Source organism: Shinella sp. GW821-FHT11G07, from assembly GCF_058808115.1.
In genome coordinates, this window is record NZ_JBXARJ010000031.1 from 1 (window position 1) to 23550 (window position 23550).

At 62.1% G+C, this 23550-nt stretch carries 18 protein-coding genes; 9 read left to right on the forward strand and 9 right to left on the reverse strand.

All coding sequences use genetic code 11. The features are described from left to right. Positions 1-81: 81 nt before the first annotated feature. The 6 genes from AC1RT2_RS31785 (at position 82) to AC1RT2_RS31810 (ending at position 7575) form a co-directional block, all read left to right on the forward strand. A complete protein-coding gene (locus tag AC1RT2_RS31785) occupies positions 82-1524 on the forward strand; it encodes an aldehyde dehydrogenase family protein (protein WP_493108454.1) in 1443 nt (480 codons plus the stop codon). A gap of 22 nt (positions 1525-1546) precedes the next feature. Next, positions 1547-3085, forward strand: a complete 1539-nt coding sequence (locus tag AC1RT2_RS31790; RefSeq protein WP_493108455.1) for a biotin carboxylase — start codon at positions 1547-1549, stop codon at positions 3083-3085. Positions 3086-3091: 6 nt separating this feature from the next. Beyond that, the gene (locus AC1RT2_RS31795) at positions 3092-4111 is read left to right on the forward strand and encodes a C45 family autoproteolytic acyltransferase/hydrolase (RefSeq protein WP_493108456.1); all 1020 of its coding nucleotides are present in this window, start codon (positions 3092-3094) and stop codon (positions 4109-4111) included. Between the two features lie 64 nt (positions 4112-4175). Then, positions 4176-5423 carry a D-amino acid dehydrogenase gene (locus tag AC1RT2_RS31800; protein ID WP_493108457.1) on the forward strand — a complete coding sequence of 416 codons (1248 nt, stop codon included), beginning with the start codon at positions 4176-4178 and terminating at the stop codon, positions 5421-5423. A 3-nt stretch (positions 5424-5426) separates the two neighbouring features. Further along, positions 5427-7214, forward strand: coding sequence for an alanine racemase (locus AC1RT2_RS31805; protein ID WP_493108458.1), 1788 nt, complete (start codon positions 5427-5429; stop codon positions 7212-7214). A 19-nt stretch (positions 7215-7233) separates the two neighbouring features. Then, positions 7234-7575 (forward strand): RidA family protein, encoded by a 342-nt coding sequence (locus AC1RT2_RS31810; RefSeq protein WP_493108459.1) that lies wholly within the window; start codon positions 7234-7236, stop codon positions 7573-7575. A gap of 127 nt (positions 7576-7702) precedes the next feature. Here AC1RT2_RS31810 and AC1RT2_RS31815 read toward each other — a convergent pair whose 3' ends face one another. The 9 genes from AC1RT2_RS31815 to AC1RT2_RS31855 form a co-directional block, all read right to left on the reverse strand. After that, positions 7703-11338, reverse strand: a complete 3636-nt coding sequence (locus AC1RT2_RS31815) for a FecR domain-containing protein (protein WP_493108460.1) — start codon at positions 11336-11338, stop codon at positions 7703-7705. Between the two features lie 335 nt (positions 11339-11673). Beyond that, the gene (locus AC1RT2_RS31820; RefSeq protein WP_493108461.1) at positions 11674-12036 is read right to left on the reverse strand and encodes a cupin domain-containing protein; all 363 of its coding nucleotides are present in this window, start codon (positions 12034-12036) and stop codon (positions 11674-11676) included. 24 nt (positions 12037-12060) lie between these two features. Beyond that, entirely contained in the window at positions 12061-13446 is a 1386-nt protein-coding gene (locus AC1RT2_RS31825; RefSeq protein WP_493108462.1) for an NAD(P)/FAD-dependent oxidoreductase, read from the reverse strand. A 16-nt stretch (positions 13447-13462) separates the two neighbouring features. Continuing rightward, positions 13463-14578, reverse strand: coding sequence for an ABC transporter ATP-binding protein (locus AC1RT2_RS31830; RefSeq protein WP_493108463.1), 1116 nt, complete (start codon positions 14576-14578; stop codon positions 13463-13465). A 2-nt stretch (positions 14579-14580) separates the two neighbouring features. Beyond that, positions 14581-15366 carry an ABC transporter permease gene (locus tag AC1RT2_RS31835; RefSeq protein WP_069063031.1) on the reverse strand — a complete coding sequence of 262 codons (786 nt, stop codon included), beginning with the start codon at positions 15364-15366 and terminating at the stop codon, positions 14581-14583. A 4-nt stretch (positions 15367-15370) separates the two neighbouring features. Beyond that, a complete protein-coding gene (locus tag AC1RT2_RS31840; RefSeq protein ID WP_493108470.1) occupies positions 15371-16264 on the reverse strand; it encodes an ABC transporter permease in 894 nt (297 codons plus the stop codon). 53 nt (positions 16265-16317) lie between these two features. Then, positions 16318-17394: an extracellular solute-binding protein gene (locus tag AC1RT2_RS31845; protein ID WP_493108464.1), complete on the reverse strand. Its 1077-nt coding sequence runs from the start codon at positions 17392-17394 to the stop codon at positions 16318-16320. 39 nt (positions 17395-17433) lie between these two features. After that, the gene (locus AC1RT2_RS31850) at positions 17434-18051 is read right to left on the reverse strand and encodes a helix-turn-helix domain-containing protein (protein WP_493108465.1); all 618 of its coding nucleotides are present in this window, start codon (positions 18049-18051) and stop codon (positions 17434-17436) included. 232 nt (positions 18052-18283) lie between these two features. Further along, a complete protein-coding gene (locus tag AC1RT2_RS31855; protein ID WP_493108466.1) occupies positions 18284-19378 on the reverse strand; it encodes an acyl-CoA dehydrogenase family protein in 1095 nt (364 codons plus the stop codon). Between the two features lie 450 nt (positions 19379-19828). Between AC1RT2_RS31855 and AC1RT2_RS31860 the strand changes: the two genes are divergently transcribed. From AC1RT2_RS31860 to AC1RT2_RS31870, 3 genes are all read left to right on the forward strand, one after another. Further along, complete coding sequence (locus tag AC1RT2_RS31860; protein WP_493108467.1) at positions 19829-21190, forward strand: FAD/NAD(P)-binding protein; 1362 nt, start codon at positions 19829-19831, stop codon at positions 21188-21190. A gap of 43 nt (positions 21191-21233) precedes the next feature. Then, positions 21234-21704, forward strand: coding sequence for an RrF2 family transcriptional regulator (locus AC1RT2_RS31865; protein WP_493108468.1), 471 nt, complete (start codon positions 21234-21236; stop codon positions 21702-21704). Positions 21705-21816: 112 nt separating this feature from the next. After that, entirely contained in the window at positions 21817-23079 is a 1263-nt protein-coding gene (locus AC1RT2_RS31870; RefSeq protein WP_493108469.1) for an FAD/NAD(P)-binding protein, read from the forward strand. Positions 23080-23550: the final 471 nt, after the last annotated feature.

Genomic DNA, 23550 nt, shown 5'->3' on the forward strand with positions numbered 1-23550 from the left:
CCGCCACCCGCAACGTGCCCACCATCATCGAAATCCAGGCCGGCTCACCGCTCGCCAAAATCCTCGCCGCGTGAGGCACAGATGCGAAACCTGCTCTTCATCGATGGAAAATGGCGGGAGCCTGTAGAGCCCGGCCGCATCCCGGTCTTCGATCCCTATCGCGGCACCGCCTACCATGAGGTCTCGGCCGGTGGGCCGGCGGATGTCGAAAAGGCTGTGGCAGCGGCCAAGACTGCCTTTCCGGCCTGGCGCGACGCCGGTGGCCGTGAGCGCGCCCGCTACCTCGCCGCCATCGCTGAAAAGCTTCAAGATCGCGCTGAGGAACTGGCGCGCCTCTCTTCGCGCAACAACGGCAAGCCGCTCGTTGAGGCACGCATCGACATGGCCGATGCGGCCGCCTGCTTCGCCTATTACGCCGAACAGGCCATCGCCTTGCAGGATCGGCAGGATGCGGATGTCGCCTTGCCTGACGATGGGTTTCACGCCCGACTGCGGCAGGAGCCGGCAGGCGTCGCGAGCCTCATCGTGCCATGGAATTTTCCGCTGGTGACGACGTCCTGGAAGGTTGCTCCCGCGCTCGCCGCCGGTTGCACCGTCGTGCTGAAACCGTCGGAAATCACGCCTGTCGTGGAGCTGGAACTGGGCGCTATCGCCGAAGAAATCGGCTTGCCGCCCGGTGTGCTCAACATCGTTACCGGCACCGGCGAGCGCGTCGGCGCGCCGATGACGACGCATCCGGATGTCGCAAAAATCTCCTTCACCGGCTCGAACGCCGTCGGTGCACGCGTCATGGCGGCGGGCGCCCCGGGCGTCAAATCGGTGAGCCTGGAACTTGGTGGCAAGTCGCCCATCGTCGTCTTCGCCAATGCGGATTTCGACGAGGCGGTGGAATGCGTGCTCGGCGGCATCTTCTTCAATGCCGGCCAGATGTGCTCCGCGACCTCTCGCCTTCTGGTGGAAAAATCAATTGCGCCAAAGCTAATAGACGCCATAATCACGGGAAGCCAGGCGCTGAAGCCCGGCGATCCCTTGGATGAGGGGACGCAAATCGGCCCGATCACCATGAAGGCGCAGCATGACAAGGTGCTGGCCTATATCGAGCGCGGCAAGGCCGAGGGATTGAACCTGCTTACCGGCGGCGGAAAGCCCGCCGGCTTGGACGGCTGGTTCATCGAACCGACAATCTTCGGCGATGTGCCCACAACGAGCGCTCTGTGGCGCGAGGAGATATTCGGGCCAGTGCTCTGCATCCGCACCTTCGAGACGGAGGAAGAGGCCGTCGCGCTCGCCAACGACTGCGATTTCGGCCTCGTCGCCACCGTCGTCAGCGGCGACGACGCGCAGGCGAACCGCGTGGCCAATGCCATCGAGGCCGGTCATGTCTGGATCAACAGCCCGCAGGCGATTTTCGTTCAGACATCCTGGGGCGGCTTTAAGGCGAGCGGCATTGGGCGCGAACTCGGGCCGTGGGGCATGTCGTCCTACCTCGAGGTGAAACACGTCACGTCACGCCTGAAACGATAACCCAAACGACGGACCGGGGGGCATGTCGAAAAAGAAGAAAGAGCGGAAAAACGAAAAGAAGCGCGACAAGCGCAAGAAGCACTCGAAGAAAAATGAGGGGTACATCATGGAAACCATTCGCAACGTGGCCGACCTGCGCGTCGTCATGCACCGCAACGAGCGCCCGATCTATTTCATCTCCGCGACGAACTTCAACCTGATCGGCATCGACGAATGGGTGCGGAATTTCAAGTTCGTCAGCTACATCGACTGCTTCGACGGCCGACACCCGAACGTCTTCGTCCCCTCCGAAATCCCCCATGCCGAATTCGAGAGCATCGAGGACATCAACAACTACCTGCTGCAGCACAAGGAAGTGATCGACTACATCACCAAGCGCGGCGGCCGCGCGGTTGCAACCTTCCTGATGTTCGACGAATCGACTGAGGAGATCTGTGAGGAACTGGGCATAGAAGTCTGGTTTCCCAAGGCAAAATTGCGCCAGCGCTGCGACAACAAGATGGAGACCGTGCGCATCGGCAACAAGGCCGATGTGCCCTCCGTGCCCAACACGCTGGCGCCGGCCCGTACCTACGAAGAATTGCTGTCCTCGGCGAAAAAAGCCGGCATCGGCAAGGACCTCGTGGTGCAGACCGCCTTCGGCGACAGCGGCCACACGACGTTCTTCATCGCCAGCGAAGAGGACTACAATCGTCACGCCGCGGAGATTTCCGCGGAGGACGAAGTGAAGATCATGAAGCGCATCAAGTGCCGCGGCGCGACCATGGAGGCCTGCACGACCGGCTCCGGCACGCTTGTCGGTCCGCTTCTGACCGAAGTCGTCGGCCAGCCGGCGCTGACGCCCTACAAGGGCGGCTGGTGCGGCAACGAAATCTTCCCCGGAGCCTTCTCCGAAAAGATCCGCGCCAAGGCGCGCGACATGGCCTACCGCTTTGGCAACCAGCTGCGCGAAGAGGGCTATCGCGGCTATTTCGATCTCGACTTCCTGATCGACGTCGAGGACAACGAGGTCTATCTCGGCGAGTTGAACCCGCGCATCTGCGGCGCCAGCTCGATGACCAACCACGCCGCCTTCGCCTATGCCGATGCGCCGCTCTTCCTGTTCCACCTGATGGAGTTCTCCGGCATCGAGTACAAGATCGACGTCGAGGAGTTGAACAACCGCTGGGCGCGGAAAGAGTTCATCGATTCCTGGTCGCAGGTGGTCATCAAGTCGACTGAAGACCTCGTCGACATCATCACCCATGCGCCGGCGACCGGCATCTACCGCATGGCGCCGGATGGCAGCGTGTCCTATGACCGCTTCGACTATCATCGCCAGGCGATCGAAAGCGAGCAGGAGGCCTTCTTCCTGCGCATCACCGGCCCCGGTGATTATCGCTACGAAGGCGCCGACCTCGGCATCCTGATCACGCGCGGGCGGGTGATGGACGACGAATTCGAGCTGAACGAGCGCGCCAGCAACTGGATCAAGGGCATCAAGCGCCTATATGCCAGCAAGCCGCTGACGGAAATCCAGCGCGATGACGCGCCGGAAGCCGGTTCGTTCAAGATCCTGTAGGACATCATGGACCTCCAGTTCGAAGCCATCGACGAAGACATGCCCGGCCCCAAATGGCGCCGGGTGTTCGATCGTCACTGGCATGCCTATAGCCGCTGGTTCGTGCGCGACGGGGTTCGCTCGCGCCCGACCTATTTCATGAGCCTCAAGGCGCTGCGCAAGCACATGCCGGAACTGCTGCCGACCTACGAGGCGATTGTCGCAACGGCCGGCGACGGCGATCTGGAGGCGCGCTTCCTATCCATGTGGTGCCCGCCCTTCTATGTCGGCGGCTGCTCGCAGGCGATCCTGACCAGCGCGGAACCGGCGCTGATCCGCAACTACGACTATAGCCCGCGCCTTCTTGAAGGTACCTGGCTCGCCTCCCGCTTCAACGGCAGGCGGGTCGTCGCGGTGGTCGATTGCCTCTGGGGCGTGCTCGACGGCATCAACGAGGACGGGCTTTCGGTCTCACTCTCCTTCGGCGGGCGCACCGCCGCAGGGCAGGGGTTCGGCATTCCCGTCGTGCTGCGCTACGTGCTGGAATTCGCCAGCACGACGGCGGAGGCTGTCGCCATGCTGCAGCGCATTCCCGTGCACATGTCCTATTCGATCGCCGTCATCGATCGGCAGGGCAATCACGCGACCGTCTATGTCAATCCGGATCGCCCGGCCGAAGTGGTGGAACGGCGCGTCAGCACCAACCACCAGCACGGTGTCGAATGGGCCCGCCATGCCGAGACCACCAAATCGGTCGAGCGCGAGGCGGCGGTGGAGAAATCGCTGGCCGGGTCGGCGGATGTCGAGCGCGTTCTTTCCGGATTTCTTCGCCCGCCGGTCTACCAGACATCCTATGGACGCGGCTACGGCACGCTCTACACAGCCGTCTACCGGCCACTCGATGCCTCGGTGGAGCTCGTCTGGCCGGGCTCGGTCTGGCGGCAATCCTGCGCCGAATTCCAGGACGAGGTGCGCATCATCCGCTTCAACGACGGGGATTCCGGCGGCTTCGCGCCGACCTTCAAGCAGGGTGCGGTGAGCAGTTAAGAACAAAAGGCTGGCCGTTTCGCAAAGCGGAAAAGCGGAACCGCGCCAGGGTGAGGGGAGTGTCATGAAAGTAGTCGTTCTGGGGGCCGGCGTCGTCGGCACGGCGGCGGCGTGGTATCTGTCGAAGGATGGCCATGACGTGACCGTGTTGGAGCGCCACGAGGACGTGGCGCGCGGCACCAGCCAGAGTAATGCCGGCCTCGTCTCGCCGGGCGATTCCACCGCCTGGGCCTCGCCGGCCGCCCTCACCACCTTCGTGAAATCGCTGTTTCGCTCCGATCTCGGCATCAAGGTGCGCTTCAGCCTCGATCCGCAGTTTCTCTCCTGGTGCCTGCGTTTTCTCATGCAGTGCACGCAATCGCGTGCCAACGCCAACACCGAGGTGAAACTGCGCCTCGCCTTCTACGCGCGTGAATGTATCAACGCGCTTCAGGAAGAGACCGGCATCTCCTATGAAGAGCGGCGCAAGGGCATTCTCTATTTCTATCGCTCGCAGCAAAGCATGGATGCCGGCGTCAAACACATGCAGTACATCGCCGACCGGGGCCTTGCGATCGAAGTGGTGGATCGTGAACGTCTGGCGGTCTTGGAACCGGGTCTCGCCGCCGTCAAACACCAACTTGCCGGTGGCGTCTATTCCTCGATGGATCAGACGGGAGATTCATCCCTCTTCACCCGCAGCCTCGCCGCACAGGCCCGCATGCGCAACGGTGTCGATTTCCGCTTCGGCACGACGGTTACTGGCCTCGATATCCAGGGCAGTCGGGTCAAGGCCGTGCTGACGGACAAGGGGCCTGTTGCCTGTGACGCAGCGGTGTTGTCGCTCGGTCCGGAGAGTTCGTTGCTGGCGCGTAAGATCGGTATCGACGTGCCGGTCTATCCGGTGAAGGGTTATACCGCGACCCTGCCGATTGACGCCGCCAAGGGGCCGACAATGGGCGGCGTCGACGAGGATCGGCTGATCGCCTATTCGCGCCTCGGCAATAGGCTGCGCCTTGCCTCTACCGCCGAATTCGCCGGCTACGATCGCAGCTTCAAGCCCGCCGACTTCGCGAACATGTTTCGCACCGCGCACGACCTTTTCCCCGGTGCCATCGACGAAAGGAAGGCTACGCTCTGGTCGGGCCTGCGTCCGATGATGCCGGGCTCCGTCCCGGTGCATGGACGGGCGCGCTACGAGAACCTCTTCCTCGATACCGGCCACGGACATGTCGGTTGGACGATGGCCTGCGGCTCGGGGAAACTCGTCGCCGATCTGGTTTCGGGCCGAAAACCGGAGATCGACACCGCGGGCCTCCTTTATAGGAACTGATGCATGTCCGACCCGCAAATCTCCATCGATCTCGCCCGCATCGAACACAATGCCCGCACCATCGTGGATCTCTGCCACCAGTCCGGCATTACACCGTTCGGCGTGACGAAGGGCACCTGCGGCATGCCGCAGGTCGCGCGCGCCATGCTGCGTGGCGGTGTGGCGGGCATTGCGGAATCCCGCTTCGAAAATATCCGCCGCCTACGCGATGCCGGCATCGATTGCCCGATCATGCTGCTGCGCAGCCCGCCACTGACACGCGTGGAAGAGTTGGTGCGCACCGTCGACATTAGCCTGCAATCCGAGTTGCAATTGATGCGCGAGATTTCACGCGTAGCCGAGCGGCTCGGCCGTGTGCACGACATCATCCTGATGATCGACCTCGGGGATCTGCGCGAAGGCATCTGGCCGAGCGATCTCATTCCGACTGTCGAAGCGGTGATGAACCTGCCGGGCGTGCGCATAGCTGGCGTCGGCACGAACCTCACCTGTTTCGGTGCCATCATACCCACTCAGGAAAACCTGACGCAACTCGTCGCCCATGCCTACAAGGTGGAGAGCATTACCGGTCACCCGCTCGACTGGGTTTCCGGCGGCAACTCCTCCTCGCTGCCGCTGTTGCTTGCAGGAGGCATGCCGGTCGGAATCAACAACCTGCGCATTGGCGAGGCGATCCTGCAGGGCGGGCGCGACACGTTCCTGACCACCCCCTGGGAGGCGCTCGACCGCGACGCCTTCGAACTCACCGGCGAACTGCTGGAGGTCAAGACAAAACCCTCCATGCCGATCGGCCAATCCGGCATCGATGCCTTCGGCAATGTGCCGATCTTCGTCGATGAGGGCGACCGGTTGCGCGGCATCGCCAATATCGGCCGCGAGGACGTGATCGCCGAGGGGCTGATGCCAACCCGACCGGGCGTCAGGGTTCTCGGCGCATCAAGCGACCATCTAGTGCTTGACCTCACCGACGCCGACCCGCCCTTGGCCGTCGGCGAAAATGTCAGCTTCCGCATGAATTACGGTGCGCTGCTGACGGTGATGACGTCAGAATATGTGGAGAAGGTTCCGATGCGGGACGTGCACGAGACGAGCGAGGCGAGGACCTATGCGATCGAGACGGACGCGATTGGCGGCGCGCTCGTCGTCGTGCAGAACATTGCCGAGCGCATCGATCATCTTGGTTTCGAGCGAAGTGCGGATGAAAACGCGCTGACACTCTCCGTCTGTGCCCGCAGGCGTGATGTCATCCGTTTTGTCGAGGAAGCCGGCCGCCGGCACGATGCGCTGGGCATGATCTGGATCGATTCCGACGCGGCGATGATGCCGGAAGGAGACACCGCCGCGCCGCCTGCGGAAAACGCCGTGCTGCGCCGCATGCTGGATCGCCTGCCACCGCATGTCGCGCCTGAGAACATCGTGTTGATAGGCCTTCGCAACGCGGCGCCGGACGAGGCGGCGGCGTTGAAGGCCTCGCGCACGCGCATCTTCACCATGGCGGAAATCGATGCCGTGGGGCTGCGCCAGGCGATGCGCGAGGCGATTGCCATCGCGTCCGCCGGCACCCGCGGCTTCCATCTCTGCTATTCGCCGACCGCGACCGACATGTCCGGCTGGAGCGGCGGCATCGGCGGCATTACGGTGCGCGAGACCCATTCAGCGATGGAAATGGCGGCGCTCAGCGGCAAGTTGCGCTCGCTCAGCATTTCCGGCATTGATGCCGCGCTGCCATCGCCGATCGGCGCGGAATGCGCCAACTTCATCCTGTCGGCCTTCGGCAAAACCATTCTCTGATCACAACCAAGGGAGATTTTTGATGATCAAGCGTATCAAGCCCGGCAAGCGCTTCTGCGAAGCCGTCGTCGTCAACGGCATCGTCACGACCGCCGGCGTCACCGGCGACGGTGCAGACGCCGTCGCACAGACCCGCGACATCCTGGCCACGATCGACAGCCTGCTTGCTGAGGCCGGCACCTCCAAGGCCAAGCTCATCAGCGTCAACATCTGGCTGCGCGACATCGCCCATTTCAGCCAGATGAACGAAGTCTGGGACCAGTGGGTCGACCCGAACAACCTGCCGGTCCGCGCCACGGTAGAAGCCCGACTGGCCGCCCCGGAACTGCTGGTCGAAATCCAGGTGACGGCGCTCGTCTGAGCCGTTTTTGCACAACGCCGGAGTGGTGATCACACCGGCGTTGTGCGCCAGTTCGCGTCTCCAAGTTCGCAAAAAGTGCAGCTCGATAAAGCTTTGCGGCAAACATCTATTGTGACGCGTCGGCAGGTCAAAAGCGAACCTTAATCATACCCTTGAACACGCGGCCCCAACCAGTAAAGTCCGGTGTGACCTCAAAATCTTCGTCAAGCAGGTTGTAGGCGCTGGCCTCGAAGACGACGTTTTTGTCGAGCGGCTCCCAAGTCAGTTGGGCGTCCAGCGTCCAGTAGCCATCCAACACTCGCGGGCTCACATCACCGTATCGCTCGCCAATATAATTGGCGGCGATGGTCGCTTTTACATTCTCCTCACTCACATAGGTGAAGGCAACCTGTCCGGAATGGCGAGGTAGGAAGGGGAGATCCTGACCAAAGGCAGGGCTATCCGGATCCTTGACCTCGGAGAAGGTCAGGGCATAGGTCGCCGACAGACCGAAACCGTGACCCAGCACCACATTGGCAGTCATCGCGAGACGGTCGGCCTCCGCCCTGCTGAAACCGAAGTTCGACATGATCAGAGCGTCGTTGATCGACAGATCATGGAAAATCTGATGCTGGTAGTCGACCGTAGTAAAGAAACGATCGGTCCACTCAGCATCCCACTTGACGGCAAGGGTGTCGAAATAGCCGTCTGTGCCCACGCTGAAATCATTCGGCTGCAAGCCGAGAATGCCAATAGGCGCGAGCGTCGGCGTCGTCATATCCGAGCTTTGCCGGATGTAGCCGGCACGTAGCCAGTGCCCCTCGATGGGGATCCAAGCAAGCCCGACCCGCGGTTCCAGGTGTCTGGCATTGTCGTCGCTTCCGCCCACAATGGTTCCGAACAGGCCGTATTCCACCTTCAGCTCCGGCCTGATGTCATGCAATACATCAACGTAAGCTTTCGTGAAGTAGCCCCCGTCCCGACCAGACCCGCTCTCCGCCGGCCAGCCAGGAATCTCTACTCTGTAGTCAAACATACTGTCCAGAAATCCGCCCTCAATGCCGTAACGCCACGTGAGGTCGTCGCTCTCGACGGTATGATTGACGGCCGCGACATAGCTCTTCTGCCCGAACTCCACTGTAAGGTCTTCGAAATCCGGGGGAGCCGTACGGAGAATATCCCGTCGGAAATCAAGCGAGGAAAAGAGCAGGGCTGCATTGATGACATTACGATAATCGACGGTATGGCTCCAGCCGAGGCCAGCCGTCGTGAAGGTGGTCTCCAACCCATACAAAAGACCGGGGTAATTGGGAAAGAAAAACGGTACATTCATATCGAAGGTGGATTTGCTGTGGTTCACATAGGTGACCAGCCGGTCATCAGGCGCGATGGTGGAGGTCACGTAGCCAGTCAGGCTCATGACTTCCGGATCATTGCCGATGTCACGCGATACCACACCGTCATCGACACGGCGTGTATCGTCGGGCGTCCCTGCATATTGCAAATTAAGGTAAGTGCTGATGGGCACCGGCTCATTTGCGTAGCTTTGAAGCGTCAATTCGCCGAGCCATCCTTCGGTGCCCGGATTGAGGGTTGTGCCGATGCCGATCGACCCCTCAAAGAAGGGTCGGCGCAGAAGATTGGCCGAACGGGAGCGGCCGGAAATCAGATGCGGATCGAACATCAGGCCCTGGATCAGCGACGAAAACGACTTGCTGTTCGGATTGTCCGTAATGACGTTTTCGCCCGGAGTGAATGAGCTGGTTAGTGAATCGGTGCCGCCGCGCAGCGACTGGTCGGTGTAGGAGCTGCCGGCGAAGGGGTCGAAAACAGCATCTCCGTAGTACTGCCCCCAGGCATCGAGCCCTTGTAGGCGGAAGGCACTGTTCAGTGTCGATCCGGCAGTCTGGTTGGCCTCGAGCGGCGCAAAATGGCCGCCCTGCGCCCGTGATCGGCGCAGGAATTCCTGAGCGTTGCGGATCGCTCCCTCCGCGTCATAGTCATCGATCGCAATGGCCGCTCTCATGGAGGAAATCGTGGCGTCGTTTTTGTCAAGCCGGTCGGCGTTGTCGAGCGCCTGGTCGGATGGTTCCCGCGCACCGCTTTCGTAGTATGCCGCCGCCAACAGGAGTTGGGATTGTGAATGCCCCGGATTGGCGGTAGAGGCGGCTAGCATGTCGTCCACCGCCTTTTCCACTTCACCGGTCTGCAGGTAGTAGCGGCCGCGGGCGAGCAGGGCGAAGCTGAAGGCAGGATCGGCGGCTATCGCCAGATCAATTTCGCGCTTAGCTTCCTTCATGCGACTTTGATCGAGATAGAAAATCGCAAGGTTGGCGTGCCCGATGGGACTTTCCGGATCGAGCTCGATCCCCCGTATCAATGCCGCTTCCGCTGCGCGGGTGGCGCCACGCGCATCTTGCAGAAGGCCCAGATCGTTCCACATCGAGGAAGAGCCCGGCGCAAGCTCGGTCGCGCGTGTCAGATCCGCGAGGCCTCCTTCTAGATTTCCTTCGAAATCGACGAGAAACCGTGCACGGGCAGCCAAGGCAAGCGGATCGTCGGGATCGAGGGAGAGGGCGCGATCGACCGCTTCGCGCATCTGCTCGCGGTCGTTTATGAGTTGGGCAAGGAGCGCACGGATTGCCGGAAGCGACGATTCGTCGGGAAAGCGTGCCTCCGCATCGCGCATAACGGCGATCGCTGCGGGAATGTCTTCGAGGAAGCCAACCGTGTAGGCTTTCATAACGGCGGAATAGGGGTCCCGAACCTCTCCCGGCGGCGTCAATACAAGCTCGGGACTCGCCAGCGAGCGTGCATAATACTCCCCATAGGCGGCGATGCCGCGGCGGACAGGATCCAGCCCGGATTTCGCCTCTGCGAAGAGACGCGCAGCGTCCGCGTAGCGCGTCTCGGCGCCGGCCAGCAATGCCTCCGTCATGGCGGCACGCGCTTTGCCGGAAGGTGTCAGCCGTCCCTTCCTGGCCTCGGCGAGTGCGACGCGTGCCGCGTCGCGCCCAATGAGGCTCAAGCTCACCTCCGCAAGAACCAGCCAGTCGTCTGCACTGCGCGCATCGGCAGGAATAGCCGAGACCCGCGCCTGCTCCTCGCGCATGCGATCGAGTGGCAATGGCGTTGCCGGTATGATGGTGAAGCCGTCCCGCAGGGTCAGGTAGAAAAGCATCTGCTCGCGGTCGTCCGGCGTGACGATGACGAATTTTTGCGGCGCCCGGCCGACGGACGCAACGGCGGCTTCGCCCTGGGAGACTTCCACGCTGCCAAGGTCGTTCTTCAGCTCGACCTGGCCTTCGAGTACGACCAGTGAGGTCTGATCGCCCTTGACGGTCAGGGTCCAGTCCGTGCCGCGGATTGCCGCCGTCGCTGCCGGGGTCTCCACCGCAAGGCCCTGGCCGCCGCGCTGGGCGCGGGCCCACATCGTGCCGGACTGGAGGTTCAGCGTGGTATCGTCGCCCGGCGCCATCTGCTTGACCTGCAGCGCGGAATTGCGGCCGAGCCGGACCTGGGTGCGGTCTGCGAAAAGAATGGCAAGCTGGCCGACCGCGTTGGTGCGCAACACGTCCCCGCCCAGAAGGTTCTGGTAACGCACCACATTCTGCCAGTTCGAAAAATCGACGAAGCGGACTTCCTCGCCCATCTTCTGCTCGATCACCGAACCGGCCACCGAACCGCCACGATCCACAGGGTCGGCCGTCGCACGATCGGGCGACAGGCCGACGAGGCTTGCTGCCGCCGCCAGATGCAACACGCTCGCCACAAGCGGCTTCATTCCGCTTCGATATCGATGCAAATCCAGTCCGTGCAACCCAACTCCCCCACCAGGATGCGAAAGATCGCGTCATCCGACTTGGGTACGACGAGAGGCCTCACAAACTGCCGATGCTTATGCAAGGGCGGAAAGCAGCATGTCGATAACAACGGATGCAAGTTGAACGCGAACGTGGCGTACAGATACTGCCTTTTCATTTTGTGGGCAATCTTCGATTTATGTTCGAAATGCTTTCAGATTCACGGGCTATCGAAGGGCGGTCGATAAAATGGAAGGGCCGGGGCTTCATGCCCCGGCCCTTCCATTTGTCTCAATGGGCGAACTATCAAAGCGGCTTAAACGCCGGCAGCGACCATCGTGTAGATCTTGCGGGTCTGCTCGTGGATCGTCCATTCGCCGCGCCAGCCAAGCGGCAGCACGAACATTTCGCCGGCGCCGATCTCCTTTGCCGTGCCGTCGCTGTTGTGCAGCGTCACGCGACCGACAAGTAGATGGCAGATTTCGGCGTGGTCGCTGCGGTCGGCGGTAAAGCGGCCGGGCGTGCATTCCCACACGCCGGTTTCCATCTTGCCGTCGGGGCTGGTCCAGAGGGCGACGGCCGCCTCCTCCTGATTGCCCTCGAGCGAGGTCTGTTTCGACGCGAAGGCGCCGAGATCGAGGCTCAGGAGGTCGCCGAAATTCTCAAAACTGGTCATCATATGTCCTGTCTTAAAGTGCGTGTTTCAATGGCCGGTAATGCTGTCGGCGAGTGCCGCCAGCTTTGATGTGTGCGGCTGGCCGGCGAATTCACGGTCATCCGCCATGCGGTAGAGCTGGTACATGGAGTGCACGCCGAGCCAGCGGAACGGCTCCGGCTCCCATTTGCGGACCGTGCGGTTCACCCAGGGCAGGCCGGTCAGTTCGGTCTCCCGGTTGAGAACAAGATCGGCAAGCGTGCGGCCGGCGAGGTTCGAGCTGGAGACGCCGAGGCCGACATAGCCGCCGGCCCAGCCGATACCCGTCGAGCGATCGAAACCAGCCGTCGTGCACCAGTCGCGCGGCACGCCGAGCACGCCACACCAGGCGTGGTCGATCTTCAGCGATTTCGTCTGCGGCAGCAACCGCGTGAGGATGCCGTGCAGCGCGTCGATGGTCGCCTGCTGCGTCTGGCCGTTGACGTCGGTCTTCGAGCCGAAGCGATAGGGTACGCCGCGCCCGCCCATGGTGATTCTTCCCTCACGCGTGCGCTGGGCGTAGCAATAGGCGTGCGCCGCATCGCCGAGCAGTTCGTGGCCTTCCCAGCCGATCTGCTTCCAGAGCGCATCCGGCACGGGTTCGGTGACGATCTGCGCGCTGTTCAGCGCCAGCCATGTCCGTTCATAGCCCGGCAGGCCCGCGGAAAAGCCTTCCGTGGCACGGATGATGTAGGGCGCGCGCACCGTGCCGCGGTCGGTTTCGACACGACCTTTCTCGAACGAGGTGACGCTGGTTCCCTCATAGATCGACACGCCAAGGCCTTCGACGACACGTGCAAGGCCGCGCACCAGCTTGGCCGGCTGCACGCGGGCCATGCCGCGGTAGATGATGGCGCCGCGGAGGTCAGCGATGTTGATGTGCTTTGCGGCCTCGTCCGCCGACAGAAGCTGCACACGTTCCGGCGGCATCTGCCAGTCGAGATCGAACTGGTAACTTTCGCGCACGCGTTCAAGCTGGGCGGCGTTGGTGGCGGCGATGATCTTGTCGACGCGAATGAGATCTGCGTCGATGCCCTCGGCCTTGGTGACGCGTTCGACCTCGTCGACGGTCCCGGCCATGGCGTTCTGCATGTCGACGACGGCGCCGCGGCTGGAGGTTTTTGCGTATTTCTCACGCGACCAGCTGAAGCCGCCGGAGAGCCAGCCGCCATTGCGGCCCGACGCGCCGAATCCGGCGAATTCCCGCTCGAGCACGACGATATCGAGGGCCGGATTGGCCTTCTTCAGGTAGTAGGCGGTCCACAGGCCGGTGTAACCGGCGCCGATGATGCAGACATCGGCCTCGCGATCGCCGGGAAGGGGAGGGCGCTTCTGGGGAATGCCGCCGATATCGGCGTACCAGAAGGAAATGTTGCCGTTGGTCTTGACGTCCATGGGGATGCTTTCGGGTTCAAGTCAGCGTCACGTCGGCGCTGGCATCGTCGGGAAGAAGAATGAGGTCGGCGGGCATGAAGGCGATGTCTACGCTGTCGCCGATGGCGAAATCCGTTGCGCCGAGCGGGCTGCGAACGACGGCGATCGTGCCGTCGTTGAGCCGGATCTCGTACTTCGAGCCGGAGCCGAGATAGATCGCCTCGGCGACCGAGCCGGACAGGCGGTTTTCGCCGGTCACGACATCGGTACCGGCACGCTTCAGCGCCACGCGCTCCGGCCGCAGGAGCATGACCGGCCGGGCATCGCCGGCAAGGCGGCTGTGCGCCACGATCCTGTCGTTGCCGATGGTCATGATCGTGTCATTACCGGAGACTTCGCTTGCGCCCCGCAATACGGTGGATTCGCCGATGAAGCGACCAACGAACAGCGTCGCCGGATTGTCGTAGAGTTCACGTCCCGTACCGATCTGCTCGATGCGGCCACCGTTGAAAACGGCGATGCGATCAGACAGCACCAGCGCCTCCTCCTGGTCGTGGGTGACGTAGACGAAGGTCGTTCCGAGTTCGCGATGGATGCGCTTGATCTCGAGCTGGAGCCATTCGCGCAGCTTCTTGTCGAGCGCGCCGAGCGGCTCGTCCATCAGGAGCAGGGGCGGGTCGAAGACCAGCGCTCGGGCGAGCGCCACGCGCTGCTGCTGGCCGCCGGAAAGCTCGTTCGGATAGCGATGGGCAAAATCCGCCATCTTCACCATGTCGAGCGCGCGTTTGACCCGGCGTTCGCGGTCCTCGCCCTTGATGCCGCGGAGCGTCAGCGGATAGGCGACATTCTTGCCGACCGTCATGTGCGGGAAGAGCGCGTAGTGCTGGAAGACCACACCGATGTTACGTTTGTGCGAGGGCAGGCCGGTCACGCTCTTTCCGCCGATTTCCAGCGTGCCGGAACTGATGTCGGTGAAGCCGGCGATCAGGTTCAGCGTCGTCGTCTTGCCGGAACCAGAGGGGCCGAGCAGCGTCATGAATTCGCCGGGGCGGATGTGGAGATCGATGTCGTTGAGTGCCACGAAAGCGCCGTAACGCTTCGAGGCCTTGCGGATTTCGATCGCAGCACCAGCGGATCGTTGGGGTGCATTCATGGTCATGTCCTTCCACGGCGCATGCCGAAGAGCAGGCCGGCAATGATGATGAGCGACGTCGCGATGAAGAGCAGGGTGCCGACGGCGGCAACCGTCGGGTCGGCGTCGCGGGTGATCGACGAGTAGATCTGCACCGGCAGGGTCTTCAGGTAGGGGCTGGTGATGAACAGCGCGACGATGATTTCGTCGAACGAGGTGATGAAGGCGAAGAGCGCACCGGACAGGATGCCCGGCAGGATCAGCGGCAGCGTCACTGTGCGAAACACCGTCAGCCGGCCGGCGCCGAGGCTCGAGGCCGCTGTCTCCAGCCGGCGATCGAAGACTTCGAGGCTTGCCTGCACCGCGATCAACACAAAAGGAATGGCGAGCATCGTATGCGCCAGCACGAAGCCAGTGACGGTACCGACCAGATGCGCGTCGAGATAGACGGCATAGATGCCGATCGCCAGCACCACCCCGGGCACGACCATCGGCGTGATCAGCAGGGCCCGCAGCAGCCCGCCGGTGCGCGCCGCCGCGCGGGTCACGCCAAAGGCGGCGAGGGTGCCGACGACAGTTGCGACGACAGCGACGATGAGGGCGATGAACAGCGAGTTGGTGAAGCTCGTCGTCCAGTCCGGATTGGTGAAGAAGTTGCCGTACCATTGCCACGAGAAACCGACCGGTGGGAAAGCCAGCGACTTGTTGCCGTTGAACGACATCGGGATCACGACCAGCGTCGGCGCCAGCAACAGCACGGCGACGAGCAGGCAGAAGAGGCCGAGGAGAACGCGCGGGAAAGAGGGCATCGGCTCAGGCCTCCCTGCGCGAGCTGGTGTGTTTCTGCCGCATCAGCGGGGCGGCGATGGCGAGCAGCACGAAGGTTGCGACCAGCAGAACGACACCCATGGCGCCACCACGGCCCCAGTTGAGCAGGCTCAACACCTGGTTCTGCACGAGCGAGGACAGCATGGTGCTGCGCGGGCCACCGAGCAGTGCCGGCGTGATGTAGAAGCCGAGCGACAGGATGAAGACGATGATGACGCCGGCATAGACGCCGGGAAGCGACAGCGGCATGTAAATCTGCACGAAGGCGCGCCAGGGCTTTGCGCCGAGGCTGCGGGCAGCCTGCAACAGGCGTGTATCTATGCCCTTCATCACGGAATAGATCGGCAGGATCATGAAGGGTAGCAGCACCTGCGTCATACCGATGATCACGCCGGGCAGCGTGCGGATCAGCTTGACAGGCGAAAGGCCGAGGCTGCGTAGAAACGAATTGATGACGCCGGAATCCTGCAACAGGATGACCCAGGCGAGCGTGCGCACGACGCCACTCAGCCAGAAGGGCACGAGCACGCAAAGGATCAACACCAGCCGGACATTCTTGCCGACGATGGTCATGGCGTAGGCGTAAGGATAGGCGCAGATGAGGGAAACCAGTGTTACCCAGGCGGCGACCACAAAGGTCCGTTGCAGCACCGTCCTATTGACCGCGGACTGGAAGAACCAGACGTAGTTGCCGATGCCGGGCGCTGGATCGGTGAAGCTGCGGACGACGACGATCGCCAGCGGATAGGCCAGTGCGATCACGAGCACCAGCACGGCGGGCGCCGCTAGCCAGACCGCGCCACGGGGGCGAAATCGTGAAAGGAATCTGGGCTGTTCAGCGCTGACGGCTAGGTCGGGGGTTGTGGCGGTCATGGAGATCTCCCGTCATGGAAGCAAGTCCGGCCGAAGCCGGACTTGCGAGGGATCAAGGCTTAGTTGCCGGAGAGAAGCGCATTCCACTTCTCGGCGGCGAGATCGAAGTTCTTCACCCAGAACGGGATGTTCTGCTGATAGCTCTGACCGATACGCTCCGGTGTGCTGGTGAGGAATGCGGCGGTGACGTCATCCACCTTCGGCTTGGAGTCGAGGTTGATCGGCGTGTAGGAGGTCTTTTCGGTCAGGATCTCCTGCGAGCGCGCCCCGAGATAGGCGTTGAGAAGGGCGTAAGCAGCATCGGGATCCTTGACGCCGACCGGAATGGTCATCTGGTCCATGACGACCAGCCAATCCTGCCAGACCGGCGTATACTGGGCACCGTTCTTCACGGCGGTCATCGCGCGGCCGGTCCACATCATGACCATGTCCGCTTCACCGGATTCGGCGAGCTGCTGCGATTCAGCGCCCGTCTTCCAATAGATCGTGTCCGGGCCGAGATCGCGCAGCTTCTGGATGCCCTTTTCGATGTCATCGGCCGTCATCGCCTTCGGATCGCCGCCGGTTGCCTTGAAGGCCTGCTCGATCAGGCCGCCGGTCGGATCGCCGCTGCCGTCGATGGCGCGGCTGCCCGGAAACTTCTCCGTGTCGAAGAAGTCGACCCAGTTCTTCGGCGGATTGTCCTTGTAGGTCTCGTTCTTGTACATCAGCACGACGCCGTAGTTCATCGCCGGGACCGAGCACTCGCCGACCTGGTTCGGCGGGATCTTCGAGACGTCGAGCTTGGAGAAGTCGAGCTTCTGGAACAGCGTGCCGCAATGGACGTAGGGCGGCAGGTCGGCGGTATCGACGACATCCCAGGTGACGTTGCCGGCATCGACCTGCGCCTTCAGCTTGGCGATTTCCGTCGGGCCGTCATTGAGCAGCGTCACGCCGGATTTCGTGACGAAATCCTGAAGGGCGGCGACCTGGCCGTCCTGGTAGATGCCGCCATAGGAGACGAAGGTCAGCGTCTTTCCCTTGAGCGAGCCTTCCTTCACTTCGCCGGCGACCGGCTTTTCCTGTGCAAACGCCGGCAACGCCAGGGCGCACGTCATCGTTAGGGCGAAAGCCCTCGCAAAATTCTTCATCGTCATTACTCCCAGTAGCGCTCGCGTGCGTTGTTCCTGCTGCGGTTACGAGCCCGGCCGTGGCAGGTATTTGTCGAGGTCATCCGCGACGCTGGTGGGCGGCGCGATCATCCAGAGGACTTCAGCGGTTTCCGTGCCGATGTTTTCGGTCTTGTGCGGAACCGAGCTTGGATATTCGATGCTGTCGCCGGCCGACAGCACATGGCGTTCCTCGCCGAGGGTGAGTTCCACCTTGCCCTGCAGAACGAAGAAGAGTTCATGCGAATCCCCATGGCTGTAAGGCTTGTCGCCCGTCGAGCCACCGGGATCGAATTCACCGATATAGACTTCCATGTCGCGGATCGGACGGCGCGACAGAAGCATCTTGCGATAGCCCTCGGCCGGCGGCAGGGCAGGGCGCCCATGCTTGCGCAGGACGCGACCGACGGGCGGGGATCCATCGTCGAAAAGGTCGGTGAGGCTGATGCCGAGCGCGCCGGCAATGCGCATCAGCGTGCTGATATTGACACCGCTCAGGCCCCGCTCGAGTTGACTGAGGAAGCTCGCGGTCGTGCCGGTAGCATCTCCCAGCGTGCGCAGCGACATGCGTCGGGCGGTGCGGAAAGCCTTGACCTTCTCACCGACAACAGCCTGATTCTTCGCAGCAACAGCGATATCGTCCATGGCCTCACCTTTCACTTAACACTTTATTAAGTGGATTGGCGCTTGGCAACAGCGAATTTCACCATTGGCTGTTTTATGCGGAACGAAGCGTGAGTTTCACCTCTGCCCATGCAGGGCGTGCGCCATGATTCGCATTGTTCCGCTGGCTGGAAACGTTATTATATAATACGGAAAATATAAATAATACAAATTGTTGAAGATAATACTGCACAGATCACTTGAATCTTGCGGCCTACTTTTCCCCGTCCTCACGATGCCGGTGCAGATCGAGATGAATTTGCCCGCTTTCCTGCAGGGCAGAAAGCAAGTGCCCCGGAAGGCCGCCGGTTGACGCTGCGTCACCGGATCGCGCGGTCTCTGCATCCTTGACATGGTCGGACGCTTCCCGGGCAATGGCCAGAGCGGCGGCGGCGGCGAGGAAGGCGTTGGTGCGATGATGTTCGGCGAGCCCGATCTGGGCGGCATCGATCGCGCGCCCGGCCTCGGCGACTATCGCATCCCCCGCTGCAAGCCGTGCCGAAAGCAGACCGACGGTAAACGGTGCGGCATCCGGTCGATCCAACATGTGCACAAGCACGCGACGCCCCGCGCCGAGATGTCGCGACGCTTCGAGAAGCAATTCGAGGTCGTGGGGGACGGAGCGTTGCACGCCCTCGCCAGCGGGATGCAACAGGGTATCGCCGTCGACCACGACATCCTTGAAAAGCACATGCTCAGCCGGCTGCGGCTTTCCGTTTGCCGGCTCGCAGGTGTTTGCGGCATAGCGCAGGCCCGATACACGAACCGAAAGCAGCAGTCCGGCCGTCTTGCCGCCGCCGGGCCGCGCCGGCACCAGCACCCAATCAGCATGCCGCGTACAGGGGGTACAAAATGCCTCGCCGTTCAAGCGCCAGCCAAGGCCATGCGGAACCAGCGTCAACGCATCCTTGCGCTGTACTGAGGCGCCCGCAAGCCGCGCGCCGGCAAGCGCTGCGGAGAAAACCGTGTTGTGCTGTCCCTCCGTACCCAAACTTCGAACACGCTCCAGACCGACAAAATGAGCGGCGAGAATTTCACCGAGCGTTGCCGATTGCGCCGCCGCTTCAGTACAGATGGTGGCGAGGATGGTGTTGGAGACATCGATGCCGCCGTGATCAGTCGGTACGGAAACGCCGAGCAGACCGGAGCGTGAGAGAAGGTCAAGCCGCGCTTCCGCCGTTTCCGGCGCCGGCACCGAACCGCCAAAAACACCCGCGATCGTGCGTGCCACCGCGATCGCTTCGTCCTCCGTGCTGATGACGGCGGCGGTTCGAATGGGTCGGTCAAGCGGCGATGAAATCGTACCCATGTCGTCTGCTCCTTGCTGAAGGTGGTTTCAGGGCGCACAGGCTGAGACAGGTGAAAAGATCACATTCTATAGAGACTGTATAGATTATTTCCGTTGCTCTGCCGCGAAAACGGCGGACAGATTGCATGTCCAGAATCGACAGAACTGCGAAACCTTTAACGTTTTCAAAGCACTCACGGCGATCTAGCGGAACCCCGCGCTCGCCGCGAGGAATTCGCGGGTGAGCTCTTTGTTCCCGCATCCACGGCTTCAAGTCCGACCGGCACGAGCATGTTCGCCCGCACTCTACCATTCCGCATGTCCCATACAAGGCACTTGCCCGGGACGGTGAGGGGAACCTGGCGGATAGTGACGGCGTTTTGTTTAGCGTATTGAGAAAATTTAAAATCGATATATTTAGTAGAGATAAGCGTCTGCCTTTCCGAGCGGATCCTCGCAGGAGGAATTTGAATGACCACACATGCGGATGTTGCCGTCATCGGATCGGGCTTTTCGGCCATTGCCCTGTCGCTCAACCTCGTCGACGTGTTGCCGGCGACAGCGAGGGTCTGTCTCGTCGGCGCAATGCGCAAACGCGGGCGGGGAATCGCCTACGCCGCCAATCCTGACTGCCTTCTCCTGAACGTGCCGGCTGGCCGCATGAGCCTTTTTGCTGATCGGCCGAACCATTTCGTCGACTGGCTGGCTGAGAACGACACGTCGGCGGCAGGAAACGATTTCGTGCCTCGGCAACTCTACGGCCGGTATCTCGGCGACAGCCTCGATGCCGCCTTGAAGCGCACGGCCAATCGCGCTGCTCTGACCCTCGTCGATGCGGAGGCCTGCAGCGCCGAGGCTGTGCAGGATCGCGGCCTGACGTTCCGGCTCTCGGATGGAACGCAGCTTGTGACCGACTTCGCAGCGCTTTGCACGGGGGTGGGGACTGCGCGCCTGCCTCTTCCGGCCGACCAGCTTTCTTCCGATATCCAGCCCTTCATCGTGCACGATCCCTGGGCAGAAGACTGGCTCGAACGCTTAGCCGGCGATGGCGACGTCCTGCTCGTCGGAACCGGCCTGACCATGATCGACCAATGCCTGCTGCTCAAACGGCGGGGCTTTCGTGGCAAGATCCACGCCGTCTCGCGCCATGCTCTGCTGCCGCAAGCACACCTTGACCAACGCGCCGATCCCGCAGCACCGGCGCTCATCCCGGTACGCGGCGAGGTGAGTGAAATGCTATCGATCCTGCGCGCGAAAGCAGGCGTCGCACCAGACTGGCGGGCCGTCATGGACGGTCTGCGCCCGATTACCCAGGCCATATGGACCGGCTGGAACCCCACCCAACAAGCGCGCTTTCTGCGTCATGCGGCCACCTTCTGGAGTGTCCACCGTCACCGGATGGCGCCTCGCGTCGCACGTCAAATCGAGACACTTCAACAAACCGGGCAACTTCGTTGCCACAAGGGGCGGCTGGAGGCGGTGCGACGGGTGGGCAGGCGGATCGAGGTCCGGATCAAGACCCGCGACGGGTTGGCGCTATCCACGGACCTGATTGTCAACTGCACCGGTTTCGACCGATGTACGGTGAAGGCTTCACCGCTTCTGACAAGCCTCGCCGATCACGGACTGGTGCAATCGGATCCTGCCGGACTTGGCATCGACGTCGACGAAAATTCTACGGCCTTTGCCGCCGGTGGGAACGGCAAATCCGGCCTTTACGCCATGGGGCCGCTGACCGCCGGGCGTCACTGGGAGATTACCGCAGTACCCGATATCCGCGTTCAGGCGCGTTCGGTTGCCGAAAACATCAGCGCGAGGATTTCCGCCAGATGACAGGCTCGCCACGCGCCGCGCCCTCACGCGGGAGCAAGGCCCCATGATCTCGCAAAAATCCAAATACGCCTTGCGTGCGTTGCGTGCTCTCGCCCGGATGCATCCCGAAGCCCCGCTGCCCATCTCGGTGATCGCCAGTCGAGAAAGCATCCCGAAGAAGTTTCTGGAGCAGATATTGCTGGAGCTGAAGCGGGCCGGGTTTGTCGCAAGCCGAAGAGGCCAGCGCGGGGGATATCTCCTGCTGAGACGCCCGGATGAGATCACGTTCGGCGCCATTCTGCGCACAACTGAGGGGCCGTTGGTGCCTGTCGCATGTCTCGCAAATGGCGGTTATTGCCGGGACTGCCGCGACAAAAAGCAGTGCACCGTCCGCCGTGTCTTTGCGCGGATTGCCTTCGTATACGGCGAAATCCTCGACAGTACGACCCTCGCCGACCTTCTGGATGCCTCGTCCGAAGGCGCGATCGACGGGCCGATTGCCATCAAAAACCTAGCCGCCAACAAAATACACTAAAAAGGTAGAAATTACAGAAATTAGCGTTATCATGCTGCCAGACGTCTCGTTCCAGGGTGCAGGGAAGGGGTATTGCATGTTCATTGAAAGGCCCGCACGGCAAGAGAGCCCGATGATGCAAATTGCGGTGATCGGGGCAGGCCTCTCAGGCCTTGCCACGACGATCGCCCTCATGAAGCGGTTTCATCAGCCCTTCGAAGCTTGGCTGATCGATGCGGAGGACGCGCCGGGTGCCTTCGGCAATGGCCCCGCTGGGAAGGCCTTGGCCACCGAACCGGCGCGTGACCTGTCGGTCATCCCCGATCGTCCCGACGACTTCGCCGACTGGCTGAACGGCAACCTTTTGGCCGATGGTGCGATTGCCTCGTTGCGCGGGCCGCAAGATCTGCATGTTCCCCGCGCGCTCTTCCGGGATTATGTGCTGGCCCGCTTCAGCGAGGCCCTGAGCCTTCGCAAGGACATTCGCATCCGCACCTTCCGTGGCGAGGTACGCGATGCCGTTCCCCGAAACGACCGCGTCCAGCTCCGTTTCCGGGAAGGGGACCGGGCCGAGTTCGATCATGTCTTCATTGCCACCGGCTTAGGGGCAGCACAACGCGAAGCCGATTCCTGGCGCGCGGCCCATGCGGCTGCCGATCGGCTGTCCCAATGCGAAGAACCGCCGGTACTGACACTCCTCGGCAACGGCCCGCGCTTTGCGGCGATCCTTCTTGACCTGCGCGCAAGCGGTTATACCGGACCGGTCCATGTCCGCGCGGCAACCGGCAGCCTGCCGCAACCCCATGGGCGCGGCCATGACAGGGCAAGTTTTGGCCCGCCGCCGGCCAGCCGTTCGCTCCGGGATGCCTTCCATTACATCCGTCGAGAGTGTCGCAGCGCAGAGAACCGGGAAAGCGGCCAGTGGCAGTCGGTGGTCGACGCGGCCTCCCTTCGCCTTTCGGCCGTCTGGCGCAACCTGCCGCAAAAGGAACGGAACCATTATCGCCGCCATCTCCTGGACCTGCATCGACAGTTTTCCGTCCGCATCGCACGCGACATTCACCGCCGCCTCGTTGCCGAACTCGAAACCGGCCGCACGCATTTCGTTTCGTCGCGCTTCCCGCAAAGGAAAGACGACAACACGATCGACTGTCGCGAAACTCCCTCGGCTTCGGCACTCGCTCGACTGCTCGGCGCGGACCTAGGCCTGCTGAGCGTCAACGACAGCGGAGGCCTCCTTGTTGACGGCAACCCTTTGCCCGGCCTGTCATTGGTCGGCACAGCCGCCTCAAGCCTCCGCCCAGGCCCGTTCGTCTTCGCCGAAACGGTGCGGCAGGCCTATCGGGCAGTCCTCGACATGCAGCGCCACACTTTCGCCGTGGCATCGCGATCTTGAATGGCGTGCAGATACACTAGGGCGTCAGGTAGTTCCATAATGCTGATTATGTGACTTATTCGTGTGATCGGGCGGAAACGCTGCCGCTTAGCTGCTGAAAGCACCGCAGTTTTGCCGAAGGCAACATTTCGTGCCGCAAAATGAAGTCTGGTTTTTCCCAAACCCCGGAACAACTGATTTTCCGCAGTCTACGCCTCGAACTCGTCGTTCGCTTCAACAAATCGATCTGCTACCTTCAAGCACCAGCCCGGCCCCGTCCTGTTGGCGCTCCGATACCGCGCCTTGGTGCTTGCACTGTTAGCGGCCACGCTTGTAGGAATGCGAACATGGCGAAGGGCTACGACCACCATACCGATTTCAACGTATCGCGCAGGCGCTCGCAGGGCGTTTGGCGCTGACCTTGCCCCGTTGAAATAATCCATTTTGAAGTAAGCTCTGGCCCATTGAGAGGACCAGGGAATGAAGCGCAAC

What these genes read in the sequence shown, in the direction of transcription:
- AC1RT2_RS31785 (WP_493108454.1), top strand. Translation starts at nt 82, where the DNA reads ATGCGAAACCTGCTCTTCATCGATGGAAAATGGCGGGAGCCTGTAGAG.
- AC1RT2_RS31790 (WP_493108455.1), top strand. Translation starts at nt 1,547, where the DNA reads ATGTCGAAAAAGAAGAAAGAGCGGAAAAACGAAAAGAAGCGCGACAAG.
- AC1RT2_RS31795 (WP_493108456.1), top strand. Translation starts at nt 3,092, where the DNA reads ATGGACCTCCAGTTCGAAGCCATCGACGAAGACATGCCCGGCCCCAAA.
- AC1RT2_RS31800 (WP_493108457.1), top strand. Translation starts at nt 4,176, where the DNA reads ATGAAAGTAGTCGTTCTGGGGGCCGGCGTCGTCGGCACGGCGGCGGCG.
- AC1RT2_RS31805 (WP_493108458.1), top strand. Translation starts at nt 5,427, where the DNA reads ATGTCCGACCCGCAAATCTCCATCGATCTCGCCCGCATCGAACACAAT.
- AC1RT2_RS31815 (WP_493108460.1), bottom strand. Translation starts at nt 11,338, where the DNA reads ATGAAGCCGCTTGTGGCGAGCGTGTTGCATCTGGCGGCGGCAGCAAGC.
- AC1RT2_RS31820 (WP_493108461.1), bottom strand. Translation starts at nt 12,036, where the DNA reads ATGATGACCAGTTTTGAGAATTTCGGCGACCTCCTGAGCCTCGATCTC.
- AC1RT2_RS31825 (WP_493108462.1), bottom strand. Translation starts at nt 13,446, where the DNA reads ATGGACGTCAAGACCAACGGCAACATTTCCTTCTGGTACGCCGATATC.
- AC1RT2_RS31830 (WP_493108463.1), bottom strand. Translation starts at nt 14,578, where the DNA reads ATGAATGCACCCCAACGATCCGCTGGTGCTGCGATCGAAATCCGCAAG.
- AC1RT2_RS31835 (WP_069063031.1), bottom strand. Translation starts at nt 15,366, where the DNA reads ATGCCCTCTTTCCCGCGCGTTCTCCTCGGCCTCTTCTGCCTGCTCGTC.
- AC1RT2_RS31845 (WP_493108464.1), bottom strand. Translation starts at nt 17,394, where the DNA reads ATGACGATGAAGAATTTTGCGAGGGCTTTCGCCCTAACGATGACGTGC.
- AC1RT2_RS31850 (WP_493108465.1), bottom strand. Translation starts at nt 18,051, where the DNA reads ATGGACGATATCGCTGTTGCTGCGAAGAATCAGGCTGTTGTCGGTGAG.
- AC1RT2_RS31855 (WP_493108466.1), bottom strand. Translation starts at nt 19,378, where the DNA reads ATGGGTACGATTTCATCGCCGCTTGACCGACCCATTCGAACCGCCGCC.
- AC1RT2_RS31860 (WP_493108467.1), top strand. Translation starts at nt 19,829, where the DNA reads ATGACCACACATGCGGATGTTGCCGTCATCGGATCGGGCTTTTCGGCC.
- AC1RT2_RS31865 (WP_493108468.1), top strand. Translation starts at nt 21,234, where the DNA reads ATGATCTCGCAAAAATCCAAATACGCCTTGCGTGCGTTGCGTGCTCTC.
- AC1RT2_RS31870 (WP_493108469.1), top strand. Translation starts at nt 21,817, where the DNA reads ATGATGCAAATTGCGGTGATCGGGGCAGGCCTCTCAGGCCTTGCCACG.